The following is a 23,178-nucleotide window of genomic DNA, read 5'->3' on the forward strand; positions in this document are numbered from 1 at the left end:
AGCAATATTTTTATTTCAAAATGAAAATGGGATACTGCTATTGCGGAATTTCTTCTTTTGGGTAAAGCAGCTTTTTATAAGTGATGGCAAATAAAACCAGTGTGGTACATGCAGCAATAATATCCGCAATGGGTTCTGCAAAAATGATTCCGTTTACTCCAAAGAATACTGGTAGAATGAATGCAAGTGGAACTAACAAAATTACTTTTCTGAGCAATGCGATAAATACAGAAGTTTTAGCTTGTCCTAGGGCCAAAAAAACCCCCTGACATCCTTGCTATGCCCCAAAAATCCAGATGCCTGCTAGATAGATTGGCATCAATTTTTGGGTTAAATGTAATAGCTCTGGTTCTTGCGTAAACATTTGAGCAAAAAGCTGTGGAAAAAGAATTGCTATGGTACAGGTAACAGTGGCAAAACAAAATGTACTAATTACCATCAACTTAGAGGCCTTTCGTACACGTTTGTATTGTTTTGCACCATAGTTATAACTGATAACTGGTTGAGCTCCCTGAGTAATCCCATTGAGTGGAATTACAATCAACTGCATAATACTGAGCATAATTGTCATAGAACCAACATAAAGGTCGTTCCCATAATGTTGAAGACCTGCATTAAACACTAAACTGATCAAACTTTCGGTGCTTTGCATGATAAACGGGGATATTCCTAATCCAGTGATTGCTTTTAGTATGGTTTTATCTGGTTTCATCAAACAAAATCGGATTTTTAACTGGCTTTTCGAACTGGTTAAAAAAGCAATTACCCAAATTGCACTAAGAGCTTGGGAAATGATAGTTGCCAAGGCTGCACCCTGTATTCCCATTTGGAATATAAATATAAAAATTGGATCTAAAACAATATTCGTAACTGCACCAATCAATACCGATAACATTGCAGTTTTCGCAAAGCCTTGGGCACTGATAAAGGAATTTAGTCCTAATGCCATTTGGACAAAGACGGTTCCTAATACATATATAGTAATATATTGGTTCGCATAAGGGTAACTGGCATTACTGGCTCCAAACAGATATAGCAAAGGCTGTTTGAACATGAGAAATATTACTGTTAATACTATCGAAAAAAATAACAAAATAGTAAACCCATTGGAGAGGATTTTTTCTGCCGCTTTATGGTTTTGTTGTCCTAATTTAATCGAAGCTAATGGGGCTCCACCCATTCCAACAAAGTAGCTAAATGCAGCAATTAGTAGAACAATAGGGAAAGTAACACCTACCCCTGTTAAAGCGATATCCCCGATTTCTGGGATATGTCCAATATAAATGCGGTCTACAATATTATATAGTACATTGATTAGCTGTGCGATAACAGCGGGAATTGCTAGGGATACCATTAATTTTCCAACTGGAGCTTTTCCCAACCGTTCTTCTTTTTGCAAAATAATATCCTCCTCATTATTTTTCTATCTTTTATGTACTTCATTAGTATACTAAATAACATAGTACACGTCAAACCAAAGAAAAATTGTATAAAGTTTTGCCTTGTTTTTTAGTGGATTTAAGAATTGACATCTTCCTGGAAAATTGTTACACTTAAAATTGTTTAATCCATACAAATATTTTTTTCATTAAAAAATATTTGTATGACAAACAATGGTGTAAAGAAAAATGAGGTGAAGAGACAAAATGAAAAAAAGAGGCGTTAGTTTGCTGTTGGCAATTGCCATGGTACTAACTGTGATATGTAGTACTTTTGTGCAAAGTTTTGCAAATAATGTTGCAACAGCTGACGGCACATTAAAAATCGAAGATGGCAAATTGGTAGTTTCCAATATTCAACAGGAAACTTTTTACCATACCGATCAGGTGTTTAGTGGCGACTATACTGTAGAAATGCGCGCTAGAGTAAACAATCAAGCGGTTGGACTGTTGCTTGGGCAAGGTGGTAACAATGCGGCAATGTGGAGTTTGGCTACAGTAAATCCACTTGGCGTATGGGTCCATCCAATGAACAACTGGGCTGGCGTTGTAAAAGTGCCATTTGACCAGGTTCAAAACGGAAGATGGGTTACATTAAAAGTGGCAATCCAAGGCACAACTGCGACCACCTATTTAAATGACCAACAAGTACATCAATACACTGTACCAGAAGGTTCTACAGATGGTCCTATTGGTCTGCGTTTTTCCACTACAGAATCTGCTGACCTTGATTATTTAAAGGTATATCAAGATGGAAAAACGATTTGGGAAGATAGTTTTAATAAAATTGACTCAAATAAATGGGACTTCCCTGCTCCACAATCCGGTACAACTGGAGATGGACGAGTATGGATTGATAACGGGCAGCTAGTTGTTCCAAGTGGCGGAGATGTTACTTATACATCCAAACAGAATTTTAGTGGGGATTATACTATTGAAATGAAGGCAACAGTACATAACCAGGCAGCTGGTTTGTGTTTTGGGTCTGGAAGCCCTAATCCACCACTTTGGATTTTAGCTTTGGTGGACCCATATGGTTTGTGGGCGCATCAACCTGGAAACTGGACAGTAATTGATAAGGTTGCGTCTGACCAGGTGAAAACAGATACTCCTGTTACTATGAAAATTGATATCAAAGGTACTACGGTTACTACTTATCTGAACAACCAAAAAGTACATGAGTGCCAGATGGACCAAGCTACAACTTCCGGCCCATTAAAACTGCGTTTTGCCGCAACAGAATCCGCTGATATCGATTACGTTCGTGTAACCCAGAACGGACAGATTACATGGCAAGATGAATTTGAATTTATTGATACAACAAAATGGGACTTTGTCCCTCCAGCAGACGATGTTGCCAGTGATGTTCCAGAATCCTATATGGAACCAATATGGGAGGGTACTACTGCTTATGAAGAAAGCGTTTGGCCCATTGCGGAACAGGATGGAACAGTAAAAGATATTCCATTATTGTATCATGCAGATAAAATTTTAACTGTACAGAATTTAGCTCGGACAATCACCTACCAAGAAGGAAAAGACTATACTCTTGTGGATGGGAAACTGCATATTCCAGAAGGTTCTAGTATTCCAGTTACTTCCTGTGATACTTATCATCCTTCCACTGGTGCATTTCCAGATGGGGATGGTGGATATGTTTATTGGGAAGAAGGCACAGGGATTGTAACAAGGCAGATTTATGTTACTTATCAACATTCTGATACATGGCAAGAGGAGAAACCTGCTGATAAATCGAACTTGCTTCCAAAAACCATCCAACGTTTGGAAAATAGGGAAGACTTAAACATTGTATTCTATGGGGATAGCATTACCGAAGGATATAATACCTCCAGTTTTGTCAATACAGCCCCATATATGCCAAAATGGTCTACTTTAGTGACCGAATCTTTGAAAAAGGCTTATCCATTATCTAATATTACAGAAGTGAACACCGGTTTATCTGGTCAGGAAACCCCTTGGGGTGTTCAGAATATTACCGAACGTGTTACCAATTATGACCCTGACTTGGTAGTTCTTGCATTCGGTATGAATGATGCTGGACAACATCGCTCTCCACAAGAATATGTGGCAAACCTTCAGGCAATGATTGACGCAATTCACGCAAAAAATCCGGATTGTGAAATTGTTCTTGTTTCCACTACATTGCCAAATCCAAATGCACCAGGATTCCAAGGTGAGCACGAAGCATATGAACAGCCAATGTTGGCTATGGAACAAGAAGGTGTTGTTGTCGCAAATATGACAGCAATGCACAAAGCGTTAATTGAGAAAAAATCTTTTGAAAATATGACTGGGAATAACGTAAACCATCCAAATGATTATTTGGCACGTGTTTATGCACAGGTGATTTATCAAACCGCATTTGGGGAACATCACGATGATATTGGTGATTTAAATGATGTATCCTACGTAGAGGGCAGTAATGACCCTTATCAAACATTAGATATTGAATTGCCAGAAAATATGTCTGGCCCAGTGCCAGTATTGGTATTTATCCATGGTGGAGCATGGGTAATTGGTGATAAAACAGATGAAGAACTTGGTGGTATACTAGATGCCGCTTTGGCAGAAGGATACGCTACAGTACGTGTGAACTACCGTTTAGCACAAAATGCACAATGGCCAGCACAGATCTATGACTGTAAAGCCGCTATTCGTTTTATCCGTGCAAATGCGGAAACCTATCATTTAAATCCAGATCAGATTGCTGTTATGGGATGCTCCGCTGGCGGACATTTGGTTCAAATGATGGGTGTTACCAATGGAAATCCAGAATTTGAAGATCTCTCCGTGGGTAACGCGGATGTTTCTAGTGATGTTCAGGCAGTTGTTTCCATGTATGGTATTTCTGATGTAAGTACATGGCATCAGTCTGAAGAACAATTAGGAAATATTATTGGTAATGGAAAAGACCCAATTTCTATGTTAATTGGAGATAACTATACAACAGAGCAGGCTTTGGCAGTTAGTCCAATTACTTATGTATCTTCCAATACAGCTCCTATGTTTATTGGGCACGGTAAAAATGATACGTTAGTAGATGTAGAACAATCCTTTAATTTAGCAGAGAAAGTAAAAGAAAACATTGACCCAGAATTGGTAGATACTTATTTCCCTGAAAATGCAGCTCATGCTCAACACGATGCTTGGAATAATGCAGAAACAATAAAAGTAACCTTGAATTTCCTGCAAAAACGTTTCTTCCCAGAACAAAACCTTGATTCTGACGAAAATACCCGTCCAGGATATTGGAATGTAGATTTGGCAGGATACCAAAATAAATATCTTGGTTTACAATATGCGGACCAATCCCCAACACAAAAATTACACCTTGTTCTTCCTGATGAAGGAGAAGGTCCATTCCCAGTAGTGGTATTTGTACATGGCGGTGGATTCGCAGGTGGTAACTCTACTGGAAGTTCGGTATTGTATACGGCGGAAGGCGCACTACAGGCATTGGATCGTGGATATGCGGTTGCGATGGTAGACTACCGTTATAGTCCAGAAGGTTATTTCCCAGAACCAATTTATGATGTGAAAGCAGCAATCCGCTATTTAAGAGCAAATGCAGAAAATTATCATTTGGATTCCGCAAACTTTGCAATTTGGGGTGAATCCGCTGGTGGATGTATTGTTGACTTTGTTGGTACCACCAACGGTAACCCAGCTTATGAAGATTTATCTATGGGAAATGCGGAATATTCTAGTGAAGTACAAGCAGTTGTTTCTTGGTATGCAATTACTGATTTAGCAACTGATCGAAATGCTCAGTACCGTGCAGCGTGGTTAGGTTCCAACGCTGGCAATATGGATGTTATTAAAGATTCCAGTCCAATTAACCATGTAACAAAAGATGCCCCAGCATTTTATTTGCAGCATGGTATGGCAGATAATGAAGTGGACTATCAGGATAGTGTAAGACTGTATGAATCTCTGGTAGAAGCAACTGGAAATCCAAATACAACATTAGAACTATTCCCTGGTATTACCCATGCAGTGAAAAAATTCTTGCAGCCAAACAATGTATCTAAGATTGTGGATTGGTTGGATGAAGTACTGATATTCTCCGGTGATACCCAAGTAGATAAAACAGCACTGGAGACCCTCTACAACCAGGTAAAAGATACTGATTTGAACCAGTATGTAGATGGAGAAGCAAAAGATACCTTTGTAGCAGAACTGGAAAAAGCGAAAAACCTGATTGCGAATGAAGAAGCAACCCAGGAACAAGTTAACGAAGCAGTAACAGCACTGCAGAATGCTTATGACGCACTGGAAAAGAAACCAGTAGAACCAGTGGAAACCAATAAAGATATCCTAAACAAAGTAATCGTATACGCAGAAGAACAAAAAGCATCTGATGACTTTAACAATGTTATCGCAGATGTACAGGAATCCTTCAACGCAGCATTGGATGCAGCAAAAGAAATTGCGGCAGATCCAGCAGCAAGTCAGGATGCAGTAGATGCAGCATGGAAAGCATTAATGACAGAAATTCATAAACTAGGCTTTGTCAAAGGAGATATTACTTCCTTAGAAGCTCTGGTATCCTTGGCAGAAGGCTATGACATGAATGACTATGTAGAAGCAGGTCAGGCAGAATTCTTAGAAGCATTGAAAGCAGCGCAAGATTTATTAGCGAATAAAGATAATGCAATGCAAACAGAAATCGAAACAGCAGAAAGCAATCTGTTGAACGCGATGCTGAACCTGAGATACAAAGCGGATAAATCCATCCTGGAAAAAGTAATTGCGGAAGCCAACGGCAAAGATGCTAGTGCATATACAGCGGAAAGCTACGCAGTACTGGAAGCAGCAGTAGCAGAAGCAAACGCAGTAATGGCGAACGAAGATGCAACCCAGGAAGAAGTAGACGCAGCAGTAACAAGTGTACAAGAAGCAATGAAAGGTCTGGTAGCAGTAGAAAAACCATCTACCGAAACACCAGATGACAGCAAAGCAGACGGTACACAAACAGGGCAAGAAAGTACAACCACAAAAGCAAATGCAACGAAAACAGGCGACTTTGCTCCAATTGCTGGCGTTATTATTCTTGCATTAGCAGGAACTGCAGCCATCCTTAGCCGTAGAAAAAAATAAATTGTAATGATTGAACTTAATAGTAAAAGCCTCCTATGAGAACCATAGGAGGCTTTCTATATCTGAAAAATTTTATATTTATGCCGGAAACAAGTGTATTACTTAATTTAGATATTAAAAAAATCAGTAAATAGTGTTTAATTTAAGGGACAATCTCAACAGGTTTGTAAACGGAATATTTTATATTCGATATATTTTAGCGTCTCATGATAAAATATATAACTTGAAATTATATGCTTTATAGTATATTAAATAGTGTTATTGAGCAGATAAAAGCCCCTTTAGAACATGAAATACCAGCTTAATAATAGTACAAAATTTGAATGAAAATTAGACGTGGTAGAGTAAAATAATATTTTGTTTATAAAAAATGTTCATGTTTCATTGAAAGAATCGTACGAATGCTATTTGATAGCTTAATATGTAACATGAAATGATACTCTAAGCGTTTGTTTGATAGAATAAAAAATTAACCAATTGTAGTAACGAGATTTTCTATTTGCTTTAAAGCCCAACAAAGATATTTTTTAGGATGGATACACATTTGGTTATCAGGAATATTAATCACTTGATTGGAGCCGTATTGAACTCCAGTTAATTGTTGATTTGGAGATTGAAGCCATTTTTTAAACTCTGAAATAGGAAGTTTTACGATACTATCTATTTCTTCTCCTGGATAGAAAATAGGGTTTTGAATTGGATAAACAAATACATGGGCAATTTCACGATCAAAAAATTCTGCTATTTGAATTTCTTCTTTTACATGCCCAAGGTACTTTAGATAACTAGGGTTTAAAATCAAACCGATTTCTTCCATCACTTCCCGGCACACAGCTTGTACCCTTGTTTCACCAGCGTCAATATGGCCGGTAGAAGTCAGGTCGTATAATCCTGGAAAATCTGCTTTGTTTTTGGAACGCTGCTGCAAATAAATTTGTATTTCAGACTGGTAAGGGTCGATTACCCAACAATGAATTACCTGGTGGAGAGCCCCTGTTTTATGTGCCATTTCACGGCTCATTGTTTGGATAGGATGCAGCTGGTCATCCACAATGGTTAGCATTTCTTTCATGATACATCTCCTTGTAAAAAGGCCACTATTTTTATTATTGTTTGATGAATTCCATATGGAAAAGATTATTCTTGTAGTTCAATCAAAAGTTACTTTTAATTATAACATATTAAAACGGAAAAATCTATAAAAGGGGGATGAAGTGATGGAAAGGAAAAGGGCAATAGAAAACAGCGGAATTCCAATAGAATCCCGCTGTTATTATAAACTTATTTGGAATTAAAAATCAACGTCTTCGCCATAGTAGATTGCTGTAAACAGTTTTTCCATTTCTTCCTGGGTAGGAATTCTTGGATTAGAACCTGTACAAGCATCACCAATTGCATTCTTCGCAATTTCAGGCAGTTTTTCTTTAAATTCAGCTTCATTAATGCCAAATTCTTTTAAGGTTTTAGGAATGCTCATCCGTTTGTTGAAGTCATCAATTTTGTGGCAGAGAGCTTCAACAGTATCCAAACCAATAGAATTTGCAATTGTCTGGTATCTTTGAGCAGCAACAGGATTTTTGCTGTTGTACTTGATGACATATGGCAAATAAATTGCGTTTGCACAGCCATGAGGAATATGTCCTGTGCTGAATGCGGCGCCTGTTTTATGTGCCATGGAGTGAACAATACCCAACAGAGCATTGGAGAATGCCATACCAGCCAAGCACTGTGCATAGTGCATTTGTTCTCTGGAAACAGTACATCCTTCATAAGAGGTTGGGAGATATTCCATAACCATTTGGATTGCTTTGATTGCCAGAGGATCTGTGAATGGTGAATTTAAAGTGGAAACATATGCTTCAATTGCATGGGTCAATGCGTCCATACCAGTATGGGCAACCAGTTTAGGTGGCATTGTTTCAGCCAAATCAGGGTCAACGATTGCAACATCTGGTGTAATATTAAAGTCAGCCAAAGGATATTTAATGCCTTTTTCATAATCAGTAATTACAGAGAAAGCAGTAACTTCAGTAGCTGTACCGGAAGTAGACGGAATTGCCAAGAATTTTGCTTTTGTTCTTAAAGTTGGGAAAGCAAATGGAGTAATCAGGTCTTCAAATTTAGTATCTGGGTATTCATAGAAAGCCCACATAGCTTTTGCTGCGTCGATTGGGGAACCGCCACCGATTGCAACAATCCAGTCTGGTTCAAAATCGCGCATTGCAGCAGCGCCTTTCATAACAGTTTCAACGGAGGGATCTGGCTCAACGCCTTCAAACAACTGCGTTTCAATACCAGCTTCGTTTAAGTTTGCAACAACTTTATCCAAAAAACCAAAGCGTTTCATGGAGCCGCCGCCTACAACAATAATTGCTTTTTTGCCTTTTAAATTTTTCAATTCATCTAAGGTACCTTTACCGAAATAAATATCTCTTGGCAATGTAAATCTAGCCATGGGAATCATCCTCCTGTCGATTGTTCTAAAAACAATTAATATGTACAGTTGAATATTTATTTTTTCTGTACTACTCATATTTTAAACCTTTTGCACAAATAATGCAAGAGGTAAACGGATAAAAAAACAATATTGTTATAACTTTAACAATATATTTACAAAAATTTTGACAGTTTCACAACAGAAAAAGCAACCAGTACAATTTTACTAGTTGCTTTTTATACAGTATAACAATAAGCTTGATGATTTAATTAAAAAATAATGTAATAAACAGCAAACTTAAACCAAAACAAATGGCTTAAAAGAAAATACTTAAATTTAATAAATAAGATTTATCGGATAAATACAGCTTGAATATAGGTACAAGTATAATCTTAAATGAGTACAACTATTTTGGAGACCTATTAGCATATTCATTTTAAACCAAAATAGAAAATTATTTTTGGTATGCGTGACAGATTTCCGCTACATACATGGTATGGTGGCCTTCCTTTTGATACCATTTTTGGATGGAGTCATCCAATGCACAGCTTTCCAGTAGGTCTTGCTGGTACATTTTTCTACAAACAAGAGTGAGTTCCGCTTGTTCAAATGTAGTGGTACCATCCACAAATACAGGGGTTAAGCCAGTTTCTTTGGCTTTATCGAACTCTTTTCCGGAGTGGCTGCCACAAAACCTTAAAGCGTCCTTCCAATTTTCTGGATAAAAACTTAGTGTAAAATAATCATTTTGTTCTACAAAAGCTTTCGTATAACGTTCTGGACGGATAAACACAAACGCTACATTTTTTCCCCACAGGACACCAACACCACCCCAACTGGCAGTCATGGTATTATATCCGTTTTGATCCCCAGCGGTTACCAGCATCCATTGTGTGCCGATTTTTTGAAAAGGAGAAAAGGCTAATTGTGAAATATCAAATTCTTTCATAAAAACAGCTCCTTATTGATTTCATCCATAATAGAAAACAATGATTTTTCTTTTATTATAGCACAGTGGTCAAATATGGAATATAATTTTAAGCAAATTGCATAAATATGCAATCGATTTGCTATATTATGCATAAAATATTGATGAATATGCAGAAAAATGAATATTTTTTCGAATTTGGGGTTGTTTTTTTCAGATTACTGTATTATAATAAGGACAACATCAATTCAAATGAAAAGGAGTTTTACAAATGGCTGACATTAAAAAAGTAATTTTAGCATATTCTGGTGGCTTGGACACCTCTATTATTATCCCTTGGTTAAAAGAAAACTATAACAACTGCGAAGTAGTTGCGGTATCCGCTGACGTTGGACAGGAATCCGAACTGGAAGGACTGGAAGAAAAAGCGATTAAAACTGGGGCATCCAAATTGTATATTGAAGATTTAAAAGAAGAATTTGTGAATGACTATGTATTCCCAACCATTAAAGCTGGTGCGGTATATGAGAATAAATATTTATTGGGTACTTCCTTTGCACGTCCTATTATTGGGAAACGTTTGGTTGAAATCGCGAAGGCGGAAGGTGCTGACGCAATCTGCCATGGTTGTACTGGAAAAGGAAATGACCAGGTTCGGTTTGAACTGGCAATCAAAGCATTTGCGCCAACCATGCCAATTATCGCGCCTTGGCGGACATGGGATCTGAAATCTCGTGACGATGAGATTGAATATGCAGAAGCTCATAACATTCCATTAAAAATTACCCGTGAAACCAACTACTCCAAAGACAAAAACTTATGGCATCTTTCCCATGAAGGTTTGGATTTGGAAGACCCAGCAAATGAACCGATGTATAACAAAGAAGGATTTCTGGAAATGGGCGTTTCCCCTGAACAGGCTCCTGACAAACCAACCTATGTAACGATCCATTTTGAAAAAGGTATCCCAACCGCTGTAGACGGCGTTGAAATGGATGGTGTTACCTTGATTCAAACACTGAATAAAATCGGCGGGGAAAATGGTGTTGGTCTAGCTGATATTGTGGAAAACCGTCTGGTTGGTATGAAATCCCGTGGCGTATATGAAACCCCAGGTGGAACCATCTTGTACCATGCCCATGAAGTATTGGAAACCATTTGCCTGGATAAAGAAACACAACATTATAAACAGCAGGTTGCTCTGAAATTTGCTGATATCGTATACAACGGCCAGTGGTACACACCTTTGCGGGAGGCTTTATCCGCATTTGTGGATTCTACTCAGGAAACCTGTACTGGTGATGTGAAGTTGAAACTTTACAAAGGAAATATTATCAATGCAGGCGTTACCTCTCCATACACTTTATATAGTGAAGAATTTGCTTCCTTTGGGGAAGATGATGTATACAACCAAGCAGATTCCGCTGGATTTATCAACCTGTTTGGTTTGCCAATCAAAGTAAAAGCTATGCTGGATGAGGGTCGTGTAAAATAAAACTGTTCGGTGGAATAAGAACGAAAATGCCGTAATGCCCTTGCATTATGGCATTTCTATTATTGGTATAAGATAGGAGAATGATTTATGGCAAAAATGTGGGCTGGCCGGTTCAAAAAAGAAGTGGATGAAAAAGTAAACGATTTTAACTCCTCGATTTCTTTTGATGCCAGGATGTACCGCCAAGATATTACAGGTAGTATTGCCCATGCAACCATGCTGGGGAAAACAGGAATTATCGAGTTATCCGAATCCCAGGCGCTGGTAGAAGGGTTAAAAGGTATTTTAGAAGATATTGAACAGGGAAAATTGGAGTTTGATCCTACCGCGGAAGATATCCATATGTTTGTAGAAGCGGAACTAACAAAGCGGTTAGGGGATACTGGAAAGCGGTTGCATACCTCCCGTAGTAGGAACGACCAGGTTGCTTTGGATTTTAAAATGTACCTGAAGGATGAAATCATCGAAATCCGTGGGATGGTAGCAGAACTGGTGGAAACTTTATACACCTTGGCAGAGCAGCATTTGGACACCATTATGCCAGGGTATACCCATTTACAGCGGGCACAACCGGTTACTTTTGCCCATCATTTAATGGCGTATGTTCAGATGTTTCTGCGGGATATTGGCCGGTTAAACGACTGTTACAAACGGATGGACACCATGCCTTTGGGCAGCTGTGCCCTAGCAGCAACAACCTACCCCATTGATCGGGACATGGTAACCGAATTGTTGGGGTTTCAATCTCCAACTGAAAACAGTTTAGATGGGGTTTCAGACCGTGATTACTGTATCGAATTAACCAGCGACATCAGCTTGCTTATGACCCATCTTTCTCGTTTTTCAGAGGAAATTATTTTGTGGTGTTCCTGGGAGTTTAAGTTTATCGAATTGGATGATGCCTACGCAACCGGTTCTAGCATTATGCCACAAAAGAAAAATCCAGATATTACGGAATTAATCCGTGGAAAAACAGGTAGGGTTAACGGGGATTTGACCACTTTGCTGACCATGATGAAGGGGCTTCCACTGGCATATAATAAAGATATGCAAGAGGATAAGGAAGCTACTTTTGATGCTATCGATACTGTAAAACTTTGTATTTCTACCTTTATCCCAATGATTCGAACGATGAAAGTGTTAAAAGAAAATATGCGCCACGCTGCGGCAAAGGGTTTCATCAATGCTACAGATTGCGCGGATTACCTTGTGAAAAAAGGGTTGCCTTTCCGCGACGCATATAAAATTACAGGGGAATTGGTGGCAATCTGTATTGACCAGAACAAGACTTTGGAAACACTGGAATTATCCACGTATCAATCTGTTTGTGAAACTTTTGAACAGGACGTATACCAGGCAATTGACCTGTTAACCTGCGTGAATGGGCGCAACACAAAAGGAGGCCCATCCTCTAAAAGTGTATCTGTCCAAATTGCCAACGCAAAACAAACATTAAAAACGTTAATGGAGGGGAAATAACCATGAAACATTTATTAAAATTACTGGATTTGACCAAAGAAGAAATTATTGAACTGCTGGATTTAGCGGATAAATTGAAATATGAAAGTAAAAACGGGATTGAACATCCTATTTTAAAAGGAAAAACATTAGGTATGATTTTCCAAAAATCCTCTACTAGAACTCGTGTTTCCTTTGAAACTGGAATGTACCAATTGGGTGGCTACCCATTGTTTTTATCTTCCAACGATTTGCAAATTGGTCGTGGGGAACCCGTTCAAGATACTGCTCGTGTTCTTTCCCGCTATATTGATGGGATTATGATCCGCACTTTTGAACAAAAAGAGGTAGAAGACTTAGCAGAATATGGTAGTATTCCAATCATCAATGGACTGACCGATTTTTGTCATCCATGCCAGGTGTTGGCGGATTTACAGACAATCCGGGAATATAAAACTGGGTTTGACGGCTTGAAGATGTGCTATATTGGCGATGGAAATAACATGGCCAACTCTTTAATCGTAGGTGGTCTAAAAGTGGGGATGAAAGTATCTGTTGCTTGCCCAGAGGAGTATGAACCAGCAAAAGAAGTGTTGGATTTCGCAAAACAATATGATTGCTTTGAACTGACCACCGATCCAAAACAGGCTGCAAAAGATGCGGATATCTTATTTACAGATGTATGGGCTTCTATGGGACAGGAGGAAGAATCCGTAAAACGCCGTACTGTATTCCAGGGAGTTTATCAAATCAACGATGAAATTATGGCAGTGGCAAAACCGGACGCAATGGTGCAGCATTGTTTGCCAGCCCACCGTGGAGAAGAAATTACAGAAGCTGTGTTGGAAGCACATGCGAATGAAATTTTTGATGAAGCGGAAAATCGCCTACATGCCCAAAAAGCAGTTTTGGTAAAATTGATGGCAGATTAATCAGATTTGTTTGATATCGAATAGGGGATTTTCAGAATCCCCTATTTTTTATTATAACTTTGCCGAAAATGGCCCTGTGATTCTAAAATAGGGTTACGCTAGAGAAAAATAGAGTAAATTCTATCCTGTTTTATCAGAGAAAAACCAATTCAATACTTTTTGGAATTGTATTTGTCAATGATGAAATAATGGTTATGGCTATACCCAGTAAGAAGTGATTCAAAGTAATTTCACTTTTTTAATTTCTACCAAATAATCGGATATTGCATTGATAGACCTGAAAAAATTGTTTGTTTTTACAATAAACTCTTTTAACATAAAAATATAAAATGATTTTTTTAATTACTATTTTACAATAAATAAAGGAATATAACAGAGTAAATATATGAAATATTTATAAATGTAAATATTTGATGACAGAGTTTTATAAAATTGGATTTTGCTTTATGTTGACGTATACTAAATTTATCCTATTTTTGATGCGAGGAGAGAATCACCCCATGTCACACAACAATCAGAAGAAAATTGCGGTAATCAATGATTTTTCCGGATTTGGGCGATGTTCTATCGCGGTGGCGTTGCCGATTATTTCTGCTATGAAAATTCAGTGCTGTCCTATCCCCACAGCGATTTTTTCCAACCACACAGGTTTTCAAAGTTTTTACTACAAAGACTATACCCAATCCATGAAGCCGTATATTGCAGAATGGAAAAAACTTGGATTGCAGTTTGAAGGAATTGATACTGGATTTTTGGGATCGGAAGAACAAATTGAAATTGTAATTGATTTTTTTCAACAATTCAAATCCAGCCATACGATTGGAATTGTAGACCCTGTTATGGGGGACAATGGTAAGCTGTACCCGACTTACAGTCCAAAGCTGGCATCAAAAATGCACTGGTTAGTAGAATACGCCGATATTTTAACACCAAATCTAACCGAAGCATGTATTTTAACAGGAAAAGGTTATCGGGAAAATTATAGTATGCCTGAATTAGAGAAAATGTGTCATCTATTATCTCAGCAAGGGCCAAAAAAGATTGTGATTTCTGGCATTCAAGATGGAGAGTATATTGGAAATTTTGTGTATGAACAAGGCAAGGAAAGCAAAATAATCCGCTCCCTAAAAATTGGTGCTACCCGTTCTGGAACAGGGGATGTTTTTTCTTCTATTATTGCAGGTGCCGCTGTCAATGGAATAGATTTTTACCAATCTGTTCAGTTGGCAACTGATTTTATCTCAAAATCAGTTTTAAAAACAACTGAAATGGGGATTCCGGATACAGATGGAATCTGTTTTGAAGAATTTTTAACAGACTTAATAGTTTAGGGGGAGTTCTTATGCAACAGAACACAACAAAAGTAAAATACCTGGTATTATCAGCGATGTTCGCCGCGTTAATTTTTGTTTTAACCGCTTATCTACACATTCCCAGCCATACCGGATACACCCATGTTGGTGATGCGTTTATTTATATGGCAGCTAGCTTATTACCTACCCCTTATGCGATAGGCGCCAGTGTAGTTGGTGCAGCGATGGCAGATGCTTTGTCCGGCTATGTTATTTGGGTAGTACCTACTATTATTATTAAGGCGCTTACAGTATTTTGTTTTACCAATAAGGCAAAAACGATATTGTGTAAACGGAACTTATTTGGCTTAATACCTGCGTTTGCTCTTTGCGTAGGGGGATATTATCTGGCTGAAGTAATTATCGTGCAAAACTGGATTTCGCCTTTGGCGGGAATTACCGGTTATTTTGTTCAAATTGGGTTCAGCGGTGGATTATATCTGGTTTTAGGGTTTGCTTTGGATCGAATGGGGTTTAAACAGCGCAATCGTATTTTTAGCCAAAACAACGCATAGGAGGAAATGATATGACAATTTTATATCCAGCGAAAGATGGGCTATATGTGAATTTAACCAACCGATGCCCATGTTCCTGTACTTTTTGTTTAAGACAGAACCAGGATGGGGTATATGGCTCGGATTCCTTGTGGTTGGAACATGAGCCCAGTTTTGAAGAAATTTTAGAAGAGCTGAAAAAACAGAATCTTACCCAATATAACGAACTGGTATTTTGCGGATATGGGGAACCTACTGAGCGTTTGGATGTTTTGTTACAGGTTGCTGCCTACTGTAAGAGAGCATGTCCTTCTTTGCTCATCCGTATCAATACCAATGGGCTGGCGGATTTAATATGGAAAAAGCCTACTGCGCAACAATTAAAAGGATTGATTGACACTGTTTCGATCAGTTTAAATGCACCAGATGCGGAAGAATATTACCGATTGACCAGGAGCAAATTTGGTTTCAAATCTTTTGACGCGATGTTACAATATGCAAAAGATTGCACCAAGTATGTACCAAATGTGGTTATGACGGTTGTAGACCAGGTGACGACCCTGGAAGAACAGCAAAAGAGCAAAGAAATTTGTGATAGCATTGGTGTTACTTTACGGGTTCGTCCTTATGAAGAATAATTTTAAATAAAATATGAACATTTAGCGATTGTGTAAATTTTGTTTATTTAGGGTATACTATGGTTGCATCCTGCCGGAATAGATGTTATACTAGCAATAGATTCTATATTTCGTTTTATGATATTGTATATCCATTAAAAGGGAGTAGTTGAAATACATCATCAACAACCTCGATTACGCTAGTGTAATCTGGTGGTGTATACCAAACCAGTTGGTAACAAGACTTTTAATGTAATTCCGATGAGAGGGATTACATTAAAAGTCTTTTTTGTTACTTTACAATGGAATAGTGGAATCAAAAAGGAAATACAAAAGGAGTGGATTGCCAATGGCAGCATATTTTAACCAGTCTGCGGAATCCGTATTAAAGGCATTGGATACCCAAATGGAGGGGCTGCAGGATTCCCAAGTAACAGAACGCCGGCAAAAATATGGCGATAATACATTGACAGAGACCAAACGAAAATCGCCAATTGTGGTTTTTTTAGAGCAATTTAAAGATTTATTGGTTGGTATCCTAATTGTAGCCGCAATTATTTCAATGTTTTCAGGAGAAATAGAAAGTACCATTGTTATTTTTGCGGTGATTATCCTGAACGCGATTTTAGGCACTGTACAGCATTTTAAAGCGGAAAAGTCCTTAGCTAGTTTAAAATCTCTTTCTTCTCCTACAGCCAAAGTACTGCGGAATGGTGTGAAAATTGAAATCCCTTCTGCTGAAGTAGTACCAGGGGATATCGTATTTTTAGAAGCTGGCGATATGGTTGTGGCAGATGGCAGGATTTTGGAGAACTATTCCCTACAGGTGAATGAAAGCTCTTTAACGGGAGAATCGGAGAATGTAACCAAAATAGCGGAAAAGATCAACCAAGATAAATTGCCTTTGGGGGACCAGAAGAATATGGTATTTTCTGGGTCGTTTATTACCTATGGCAGAGCAGTTATGGTAGTTACATCTACAGGAATGAATACCGAAATTGGTAAGATTGCTACCTTAATGAACCAGACACAGCAAAAGGCAACCCCATTACAAGTGAGTTTGGATGAATTTAGCAAAAAATTAGCTCTTGTAATCATTGCTATCTGTATTGTGGTATTTGGGCTAGGATTATATCGTAATATGCCTTTCCTGGATGCTTTGATGTTTGCGGTTGCCTTAGCTGTAGCGGCAATTCCAGAGGCTTTGAGCAGTATTGTTACCATTGTATTGGCAATGGGAACACAGAAGATGGTAAAAGAAAACGCCATTATCAAACAATTAAAAGCAGTAGAAAGTTTGGGTTCTGTATCCATTATCTGTTCGGATAAAACAGGGACATTAACCCAAAATAAAATGACCGTACAGCAAATTTATACAGACCATCAATTATTTGATTGCAAAAAGTTAGATCGTTCCAATCCAGTCCATCAACTATTATTGGACACAGCTGTATTGGCAAATGACGCTACTATTATTGATGGAAACCCCATTGGAGACCCCACTGAATTTGCTTTGATTGATTTAGCGCATCATTTTGAAGTAGAGGAAGTCTCTTATAGAGAACAGTACCCTCGATTATCGGAAATTCCATTTGATTCTGATCGGAAACTGATGAGTACTGTCCATATGCTAAATGGAAAACGCATGATGCTCACAAAGGGTGCATTGGACGTGCTAATGGAACGGGTCACCCAAATTTACACGGCAAAGGGTGTCTGTCCAATTACGCCAGAAGATAAACAGAAAATTTTGGATGCCAACCAACACTTATCTGAAAATGGGCTGCGTGTTCTTGCTTTCGCTTGCAAAGAACTGAATACAGAAAATAATATTACATTAGAAGATGAGCAGGGATATACCTTTGTAGGATTAATTTCGATGATAGACCCTCCAAGGGAAGAATCCAAGCAGGCGGTAGCCGATGCCCGCCGTGCTGGCATTAAACCAATTATGATTACTGGCGACCATAAAGTAACTGCTTCCGCTATTGCCAAACAAATCGGCATTATGCAGGAAGGGGATATGGCGTTAACTGGATTGGAATTGGATGCGTTTACCGACCAGCAGTTGGATGAAGTGTTGGAAAAAGTTTCTGTTTACGCAAGAGTATCTCCGGAGCATAAAATCCGTATTGTAGACGCATGGCAAAGAAAAGGCAAAATTGTTTCTATGACTGGAGATGGGGTAAACGATGCACCAGCTCTGAAAAAGGCGGATATCGGAATTGCAATGGGTATTACTGGTACTGAAGTATCCAAAGATGCCGCTTCGATGATTTTAACGGATGATAACTTTGCAACCATTGTAAAAGCGGTTGCCAATGGTAGAAATGTATACCGCAATATTAAAAACGCAATTAAATTCCTGTTAGGTGGCAATATGGCAGGAATTTTAGTGGTACTGTATACTTCTATTGCAGCGTTGCCAGTTCCATTTGTCCCTGTACATTTGTTGTTTATCAACTTGCTAACGGATAGCCTTCCTGCAATTGCAATTGGTATGGAACCAGCCAGTAAGGATGTTTTAAAAGACCCTCCGCGTGATCCAAAAGAAGGTATTTTAACAGGGGACTTTTTAATGCGGATCTGTGTAGAAGGTTGTATTATTGGAATTTTCACTTTAATTGCTTTCTACATCGGATTGCAGACTTCCGCTGCTGTTGCAAGTACCATGGCTTTTTGTACTTTATCTTTGGCACGATTGTTCCATGGGTTCAACTGTAGAAGCAAACACTCTATTGGAAAAGTAGGGCTGTTTAGCAATATTTACAGTGTACTTGCTTTTGTAGTGGGTGTGTTGCTATTAAGCGCAGTGATGTATATCCCATTCTTGCATGGTTTATTCTCAGTTGCTCCATTAAGTGGTGCTAATATTGGTTTTATTTATTTGCTGGCATTTTGTCCAACCTTTATTATCCAGCTTTACAAGAGTATCCGGGAAGCTGTTTTCAATAGAAAAAACAGATAATTTGCAGTGAAATAAAAAGTTCACATTTTTATAACACACCATGCGATTTTGAATCCTACAATAATAATTGTAAAAGGAAAGAAAAACAAACATCTACTAACAGAAGGTGATTCCAATGGGAAAAATAATAAACGTTCGTTGACCTGTTAATCCAAACCGAACGCATGTAAATTGAATCGGATTAAATAATCAATACTTTTTAATCGGAGGTAATTTATATGTTTGCCATGAGACCTTATAACAATCGTAGACACAATCTGTCCTCTTATAATCCATTCCGCGAGATGGAAGAGCTAGAAAGAAATTTCTTTGACAGGCCATTTGATTTCTTTGATGACCATATGTTGTCAGAGTTTAAAACAGATATTATAGACCATGGTAATGAATATGTTTTGGAAGCGGATCTTCCAGGATTTAACAAAGATGACATTAGCTTGGATATTGATGGTGATGTATTGACTATTAAAGCGGAACGTCACTCTGAACATGAAGAAAAGGATAAGAAAAATGATTACGTTCGCTGTGAACGTTCTTATGGATCTTATTCCAGACAGTTTGATGTGTCAGAGGTAGATACAGACCATATTAAAGCGAAATATGATAATGGTGTTTTGAAACTAACTCTTCCAAAAAAGAAAGAAGAAGTAAAAACATCAAAGCGATTACAGATTGAATAGTAGGAGCCTGATGGGAAATTTTCCTATCAGGCTTTTTACATGGTATCTTTTAGATGTGGAAAAAAGAGTAGTGCAACAATCATAATGGAGAGCTTTATCCAAGCCGAAAAGTGAAAGAATGATTAAATAGCGAATAAAATAGTACTGTTTTTGACTCGTTTACAGGTGGCAGCGTGCAATAATAGAAATCAGCATCTCTTATAGTAGGATTGTGCAAGAGATGCTCTTGACTATCTGACTAAGTGTGAAAAACTTTTTCAATTTTATTTAAGTTAGATAAGATTTTAGCAAATTTCCAGAAGGATAGCCTAAATAAACATTTTTATTATTGACCTATTTTGATGGATTGTAATTGAAAAAGAATATTATGTTGAAATTATAACACTGCAAAAATCATTTTATCGAAAAGGATACAACAGTTATTTATGGAATAAGAGCATAAAGATTTTATTGTTTCTAGTAATGTTTTTGTCAGTCGTATTTTTTAAGCGGTTTTTATATTTGGCAGTATTCCTTACAGATTTATATCCATTTGGTAAGGTAGTGCGATGTAATATTTTTGTTGTCCCATTTTCCGTGTTTATAAAACAATCTACGGGATTGATTTTATAGTGATCCTATTATCATAAAATAAAAAATATCCTTTCTGGTGTATCAGTGCATTGCATTACAATATCATACAGAAAGGATATTTTTATTCAGATATTAATTAATTTGATTTTGTGGACTGCCATTTAAAAAGGCTGTTAGGTTATCCACAGCGATTTGTAATAATCGAGAACGTGTTTCATAACCCGCCCAAGCAATATGAGGAGTAATATGGCAGTTTTTTGCTGTTAGTAATGGATTGGTTGCAAGAATTGGTTCTTGGGAAACCACATCTATTCCAGCACCTGCAATTTTACCGCTATTTAGCGCATCTGTCAAAGCTTGTTCTTCAACAATTGGTCCTCGTGCCGTATTGATTAATAGGGCGGTTGGCTTCATTTTAGAAAGCCGTTCCCTGTTGATAAGATGTTCTGTTTGTTCCGTTAATGGACAGTGGATGCTAACAATATCACTTTGTTGTAACAGATTATCTAAGTTGACAAAATGGATTCCCTGTTGTTCTAATTCTGGTTTTGGTGTTCTGGTATATGCCAATACCTTCATCCCAAATGCAGTTGCAATTGCTGCCATTTGCCGTCCAATGCTGCCACAACCAATAATTCCTAATGTTTTTCCAAGCAGTTCGAAGGTTGGAAAATAGTAAGAAAAATCTTTGCAGTTTTGCCAATCTCCTTGATGGACGGATTGGCTGTGCTCATCGATTTTATTGTAAAAGGAAAGGATATGGGCAAATGCGTTTTGAGCGACAGCAGCGGTGGAATATTCAGGTACATTACAGATAGTAATCCCTTTTTGGGCTGCGTAGTGGATATCTTCAATGACATTATAGCCTGTTGCGAATACGCCAATGTATGTTAAGTTGGGACAAGCATCCAGTACCTGGTTGGAAATCAGTGATTTGTTGGTAAATGCGATTTCCGCAGTTCCAATTCGTTCTGCTACCAATTCTGGTGGGGTACGGTCATAACAATCCACTTCACCAAACTGTTGGAAAACATCCAGGCTCAAATCGTTAGAAGCAAGGGCAGCGGTATCCAATAAAACTAGTTTCATTATAATGTGTCCTTAAGAGAGTTTTTCAATGCCAATTTGGATTCTGCGCAGGGTTTCTTCTTTGCCTAATAGGTCGCAAATTTCAATTCCACCGCCAGGAGTAAACTGTTTTCCAGAAACAGCCACACGTACTGGCCATAAAATATAACCGTTTTTTACACCTAATTTGCCAATCAGTTCAAATAAAGCGTTATGGATGCTGTCCATGTTCCACTCATTTAACCCTTCTAATACTGGCAAAGTTTCTTTTAACGCAACCAAAGCGGTTTCCGCATTGGTTTTCATTTTTTTATGGGTGTACATTGCAATATCATAATCTGGAAGTTTATCGATAAAATCCACTTGTTCTGGAATATCGGTGAATAGTTCACAACGGGGATGAAGCATTTCTGCCAATAGGCGTAAATCAACATCTTCTTTTTTACAGGTTTGACGGATATATGGGGTTGCCATTTCCTCAAATTCATCCAAAGACATCCGACGAATATATTCTGCGTTAATTGCCTTTAATTTTTGAGTGTCAAAAATAGCAGGGGATTTGGAAATACCGGAAACATCAAATTCTTGGATTAATTCTGGCAGGGTAAAGATTTCTTCTTCCCCTTTTGGAGCCCATCCCAACAAAGCAATGTAGTTTACAACTGCTTCGGTTAAATATCCTTTTTTGATTAAGTCCTCAAAAGAGGCGTCGCCGTTCCGTTTGGATAATTTTTCGGTTGCATTTTTCATAACAGGGGAACAGTGGATATAAACTGGAGGTTCCCATCCAAACGCCTCATATAATAAATTGTATTTTGGAGTAGAAGACAGGTATTCGTTCCCACGGATGACATGGGTAATCCCCATTAGGTGGTCATCTACTACGTTGGCGAAATTGTAAGTTGGCATACCATCCGCTTTGATTAAAATCTGGTCATCTAAAACGGAATTATCCACAGTAATATCGCCGAACACCTCATCATGGAAGGTAGTTGTCCCTTCTGTTGGACATTTCTGGCGGATTACATATGGAATGCCCGCATCCAATTTTTCCTGGATTTCTTCTTTGCTCAAATGTTTGCAATGCCCGTCATATTTTGGGGCGATACCGGAAGCTTGCTGGATTTTACGCAGCTCTTCCAAACGGTCTTTATCACAGAAGCAGTAATAGGCATGTCCGCTTTCTACTAGCTGTTCCGCATACCCTTTAAACATACCCATACGTTCGCTCTGAATATAGGGGCCATAATCCCCTCCAATATCTGGACCTTCATCCCAGATTAATCCAGCTTTGCGCAGGGTATCGTAAATAATATCTACAGCACCTTCTACATAACGTTCACGGTCTGTGTCTTCAATACGCAAAATAAAATCGCCATCGTATTTTTTTGCCAGCAAATATGCGTACAATGCAGTTCTTAGGTTACCTACATGCATATAGCCAGTTGGAGATGGCGCAAAACGGGTTCTCACTTTAGCCATTTTTTTCACCTGTTCTTTCAAAAATTTATGGATTTACAGATAGCAAGCCACCTTATTATAATCAAAGTTTGTAAGTGGCCATAACAATACAATCCTATCATATATATACTACCGTTGAACAAGAAAAAAGTCAAGTG

14 protein-coding genes and 1 pseudogene are annotated in these 23,178 nt (G+C 38.1%); 9 read left to right on the forward strand and 6 right to left on the reverse strand.

The annotated features are described in order from the left end of the window. Positions 1-37 precede the first annotated feature (37 nt). Positions 38-1,354, reverse strand: a pseudogene (locus tag H8Z77_RS11105) (MATE family efflux transporter). A gap of 292 nt (positions 1,355-1,646) precedes the next feature. Between H8Z77_RS11105 and H8Z77_RS11110 the strand changes: the two are divergent. Next, the gene (locus tag H8Z77_RS11110; RefSeq protein WP_186997039.1) at positions 1,647-6,560 is read left to right on the forward strand and encodes an alpha/beta hydrolase fold domain-containing protein; all 4,914 of its coding nucleotides are present in this window, start codon (positions 1,647-1,649) and stop codon (positions 6,558-6,560) included. Between the two features lie 469 nt (positions 6,561-7,029). Here H8Z77_RS11110 and H8Z77_RS11115 read toward each other — a convergent pair whose 3' ends face one another. From H8Z77_RS11115 to H8Z77_RS11125, 3 genes are all read right to left on the reverse strand, one after another. Next, positions 7,030-7,632 (reverse strand): NUDIX hydrolase, encoded by a 603-nt coding sequence (locus H8Z77_RS11115; RefSeq protein ID WP_186997040.1) that lies wholly within the window; start codon positions 7,630-7,632, stop codon positions 7,030-7,032. Positions 7,633-7,851: 219 nt separating this feature from the next. Continuing rightward, the gene (locus tag H8Z77_RS11120) at positions 7,852-9,015 is read right to left on the reverse strand and encodes an iron-containing alcohol dehydrogenase (protein WP_069987084.1); all 1,164 of its coding nucleotides are present in this window, start codon (positions 9,013-9,015) and stop codon (positions 7,852-7,854) included. A gap of 436 nt (positions 9,016-9,451) precedes the next feature. Beyond that, positions 9,452-9,946: a flavin reductase family protein gene (locus tag H8Z77_RS11125; protein WP_186997041.1), complete on the reverse strand. Its 495-nt coding sequence runs from the start codon at positions 9,944-9,946 to the stop codon at positions 9,452-9,454. A gap of 250 nt (positions 9,947-10,196) precedes the next feature. Between H8Z77_RS11125 and H8Z77_RS11130 the strand changes: the two genes are divergently transcribed. From H8Z77_RS11130 to H8Z77_RS11165, 8 genes are all read left to right on the forward strand, one after another. Further along, positions 10,197-11,420, forward strand: a complete 1,224-nt coding sequence (locus H8Z77_RS11130; protein ID WP_069987086.1) for an argininosuccinate synthase — start codon at positions 10,197-10,199, stop codon at positions 11,418-11,420. Positions 11,421-11,507: 87 nt separating this feature from the next. Next, the gene (argH, locus tag H8Z77_RS11135) at positions 11,508-12,899 is read left to right on the forward strand and encodes an argininosuccinate lyase (RefSeq protein ID WP_069987087.1); all 1,392 of its coding nucleotides are present in this window, start codon (positions 11,508-11,510) and stop codon (positions 12,897-12,899) included. 2 nt (positions 12,900-12,901) lie between these two features. Beyond that, on the forward strand, positions 12,902-13,810 hold the full coding sequence (gene argF / locus H8Z77_RS11140; RefSeq protein WP_186997042.1) for an ornithine carbamoyltransferase: 909 nt from the start codon (positions 12,902-12,904) through the stop codon (positions 13,808-13,810). A gap of 500 nt (positions 13,811-14,310) precedes the next feature. Continuing rightward, positions 14,311-15,141 (forward strand): pyridoxamine kinase, encoded by an 831-nt coding sequence (locus tag H8Z77_RS11145; protein WP_186997043.1) that lies wholly within the window; start codon positions 14,311-14,313, stop codon positions 15,139-15,141. 11 nt (positions 15,142-15,152) lie between these two features. Further along, positions 15,153-15,677: a TIGR04002 family protein gene (locus tag H8Z77_RS11150; RefSeq protein ID WP_069987090.1), complete on the forward strand. Its 525-nt coding sequence runs from the start codon at positions 15,153-15,155 to the stop codon at positions 15,675-15,677. Positions 15,678-15,688: 11 nt separating this feature from the next. Beyond that, a complete protein-coding gene (locus H8Z77_RS11155) occupies positions 15,689-16,294 on the forward strand; it encodes a TIGR04100 family radical SAM protein (RefSeq protein WP_069987091.1) in 606 nt (201 codons plus the stop codon). A 328-nt stretch (positions 16,295-16,622) separates the two neighbouring features. Continuing rightward, positions 16,623-19,241: a cation-translocating P-type ATPase gene (locus tag H8Z77_RS11160; protein WP_186997044.1), complete on the forward strand. Its 2,619-nt coding sequence runs from the start codon at positions 16,623-16,625 to the stop codon at positions 19,239-19,241. Positions 19,242-19,459: 218 nt separating this feature from the next. Then, positions 19,460-19,918: an Hsp20/alpha crystallin family protein gene (locus H8Z77_RS11165; protein WP_186997045.1), complete on the forward strand. Its 459-nt coding sequence runs from the start codon at positions 19,460-19,462 to the stop codon at positions 19,916-19,918. 705 nt (positions 19,919-20,623) lie between these two features. Here the strand turns inward: H8Z77_RS11165 and H8Z77_RS11170 are convergent. Together H8Z77_RS11170 and gltX are read right to left on the reverse strand one after the other, a co-directional pair. Continuing rightward, positions 20,624-21,580, reverse strand: a complete 957-nt coding sequence (locus H8Z77_RS11170) for a D-2-hydroxyacid dehydrogenase (RefSeq protein ID WP_186997046.1) — start codon at positions 21,578-21,580, stop codon at positions 20,624-20,626. Between the two features lie 12 nt (positions 21,581-21,592). Further along, the gene (gene gltX, locus H8Z77_RS11175) at positions 21,593-23,041 is read right to left on the reverse strand and encodes a glutamate--tRNA ligase (protein ID WP_186997047.1); all 1,449 of its coding nucleotides are present in this window, start codon (positions 23,039-23,041) and stop codon (positions 21,593-21,595) included. Positions 23,042-23,178 lie beyond the last annotated feature (137 nt).

Origin of the sequence: Clostridium facile, from assembly GCF_014297275.1 — a bacterium.
Lineage (GTDB): Bacteria > Bacillota > Clostridia > Oscillospirales > Ruminococcaceae > Massilioclostridium > Massilioclostridium facile.

Excerpts from the sequence above, each read along its gene's own strand:
- H8Z77_RS11110 (WP_186997039.1), top strand. The coding sequence starts at position 1,647 with ATGAAAAAAAGAGGCGTTAGTTTGCTGTTGGCAATTGCCATGGTACTA.
- H8Z77_RS11115 (WP_186997040.1), bottom strand. The coding sequence starts at position 7,632 with ATGAAAGAAATGCTAACCATTGTGGATGACCAGCTGCATCCTATCCAA.
- H8Z77_RS11120 (WP_069987084.1), bottom strand. The coding sequence starts at position 9,015 with ATGGCTAGATTTACATTGCCAAGAGATATTTATTTCGGTAAAGGTACC.
- H8Z77_RS11125 (WP_186997041.1), bottom strand. The coding sequence starts at position 9,946 with ATGAAAGAATTTGATATTTCACAATTAGCCTTTTCTCCTTTTCAAAAA.
- H8Z77_RS11130 (WP_069987086.1), top strand. The coding sequence starts at position 10,197 with ATGGCTGACATTAAAAAAGTAATTTTAGCATATTCTGGTGGCTTGGAC.
- argH (WP_069987087.1), top strand. The coding sequence starts at position 11,508 with ATGGCAAAAATGTGGGCTGGCCGGTTCAAAAAAGAAGTGGATGAAAAA.
- argF (WP_186997042.1), top strand. The coding sequence starts at position 12,902 with ATGAAACATTTATTAAAATTACTGGATTTGACCAAAGAAGAAATTATT.
- H8Z77_RS11145 (WP_186997043.1), top strand. The coding sequence starts at position 14,311 with ATGTCACACAACAATCAGAAGAAAATTGCGGTAATCAATGATTTTTCC.
- H8Z77_RS11150 (WP_069987090.1), top strand. The coding sequence starts at position 15,153 with ATGCAACAGAACACAACAAAAGTAAAATACCTGGTATTATCAGCGATG.
- H8Z77_RS11155 (WP_069987091.1), top strand. The coding sequence starts at position 15,689 with ATGACAATTTTATATCCAGCGAAAGATGGGCTATATGTGAATTTAACC.
- H8Z77_RS11160 (WP_186997044.1), top strand. The coding sequence starts at position 16,623 with ATGGCAGCATATTTTAACCAGTCTGCGGAATCCGTATTAAAGGCATTG.
- H8Z77_RS11165 (WP_186997045.1), top strand. The coding sequence starts at position 19,460 with ATGTTTGCCATGAGACCTTATAACAATCGTAGACACAATCTGTCCTCT.
- H8Z77_RS11170 (WP_186997046.1), bottom strand. The coding sequence starts at position 21,580 with ATGAAACTAGTTTTATTGGATACCGCTGCCCTTGCTTCTAACGATTTG.
- gltX (WP_186997047.1), bottom strand. The coding sequence starts at position 23,041 with ATGGCTAAAGTGAGAACCCGTTTTGCGCCATCTCCAACTGGCTATATG.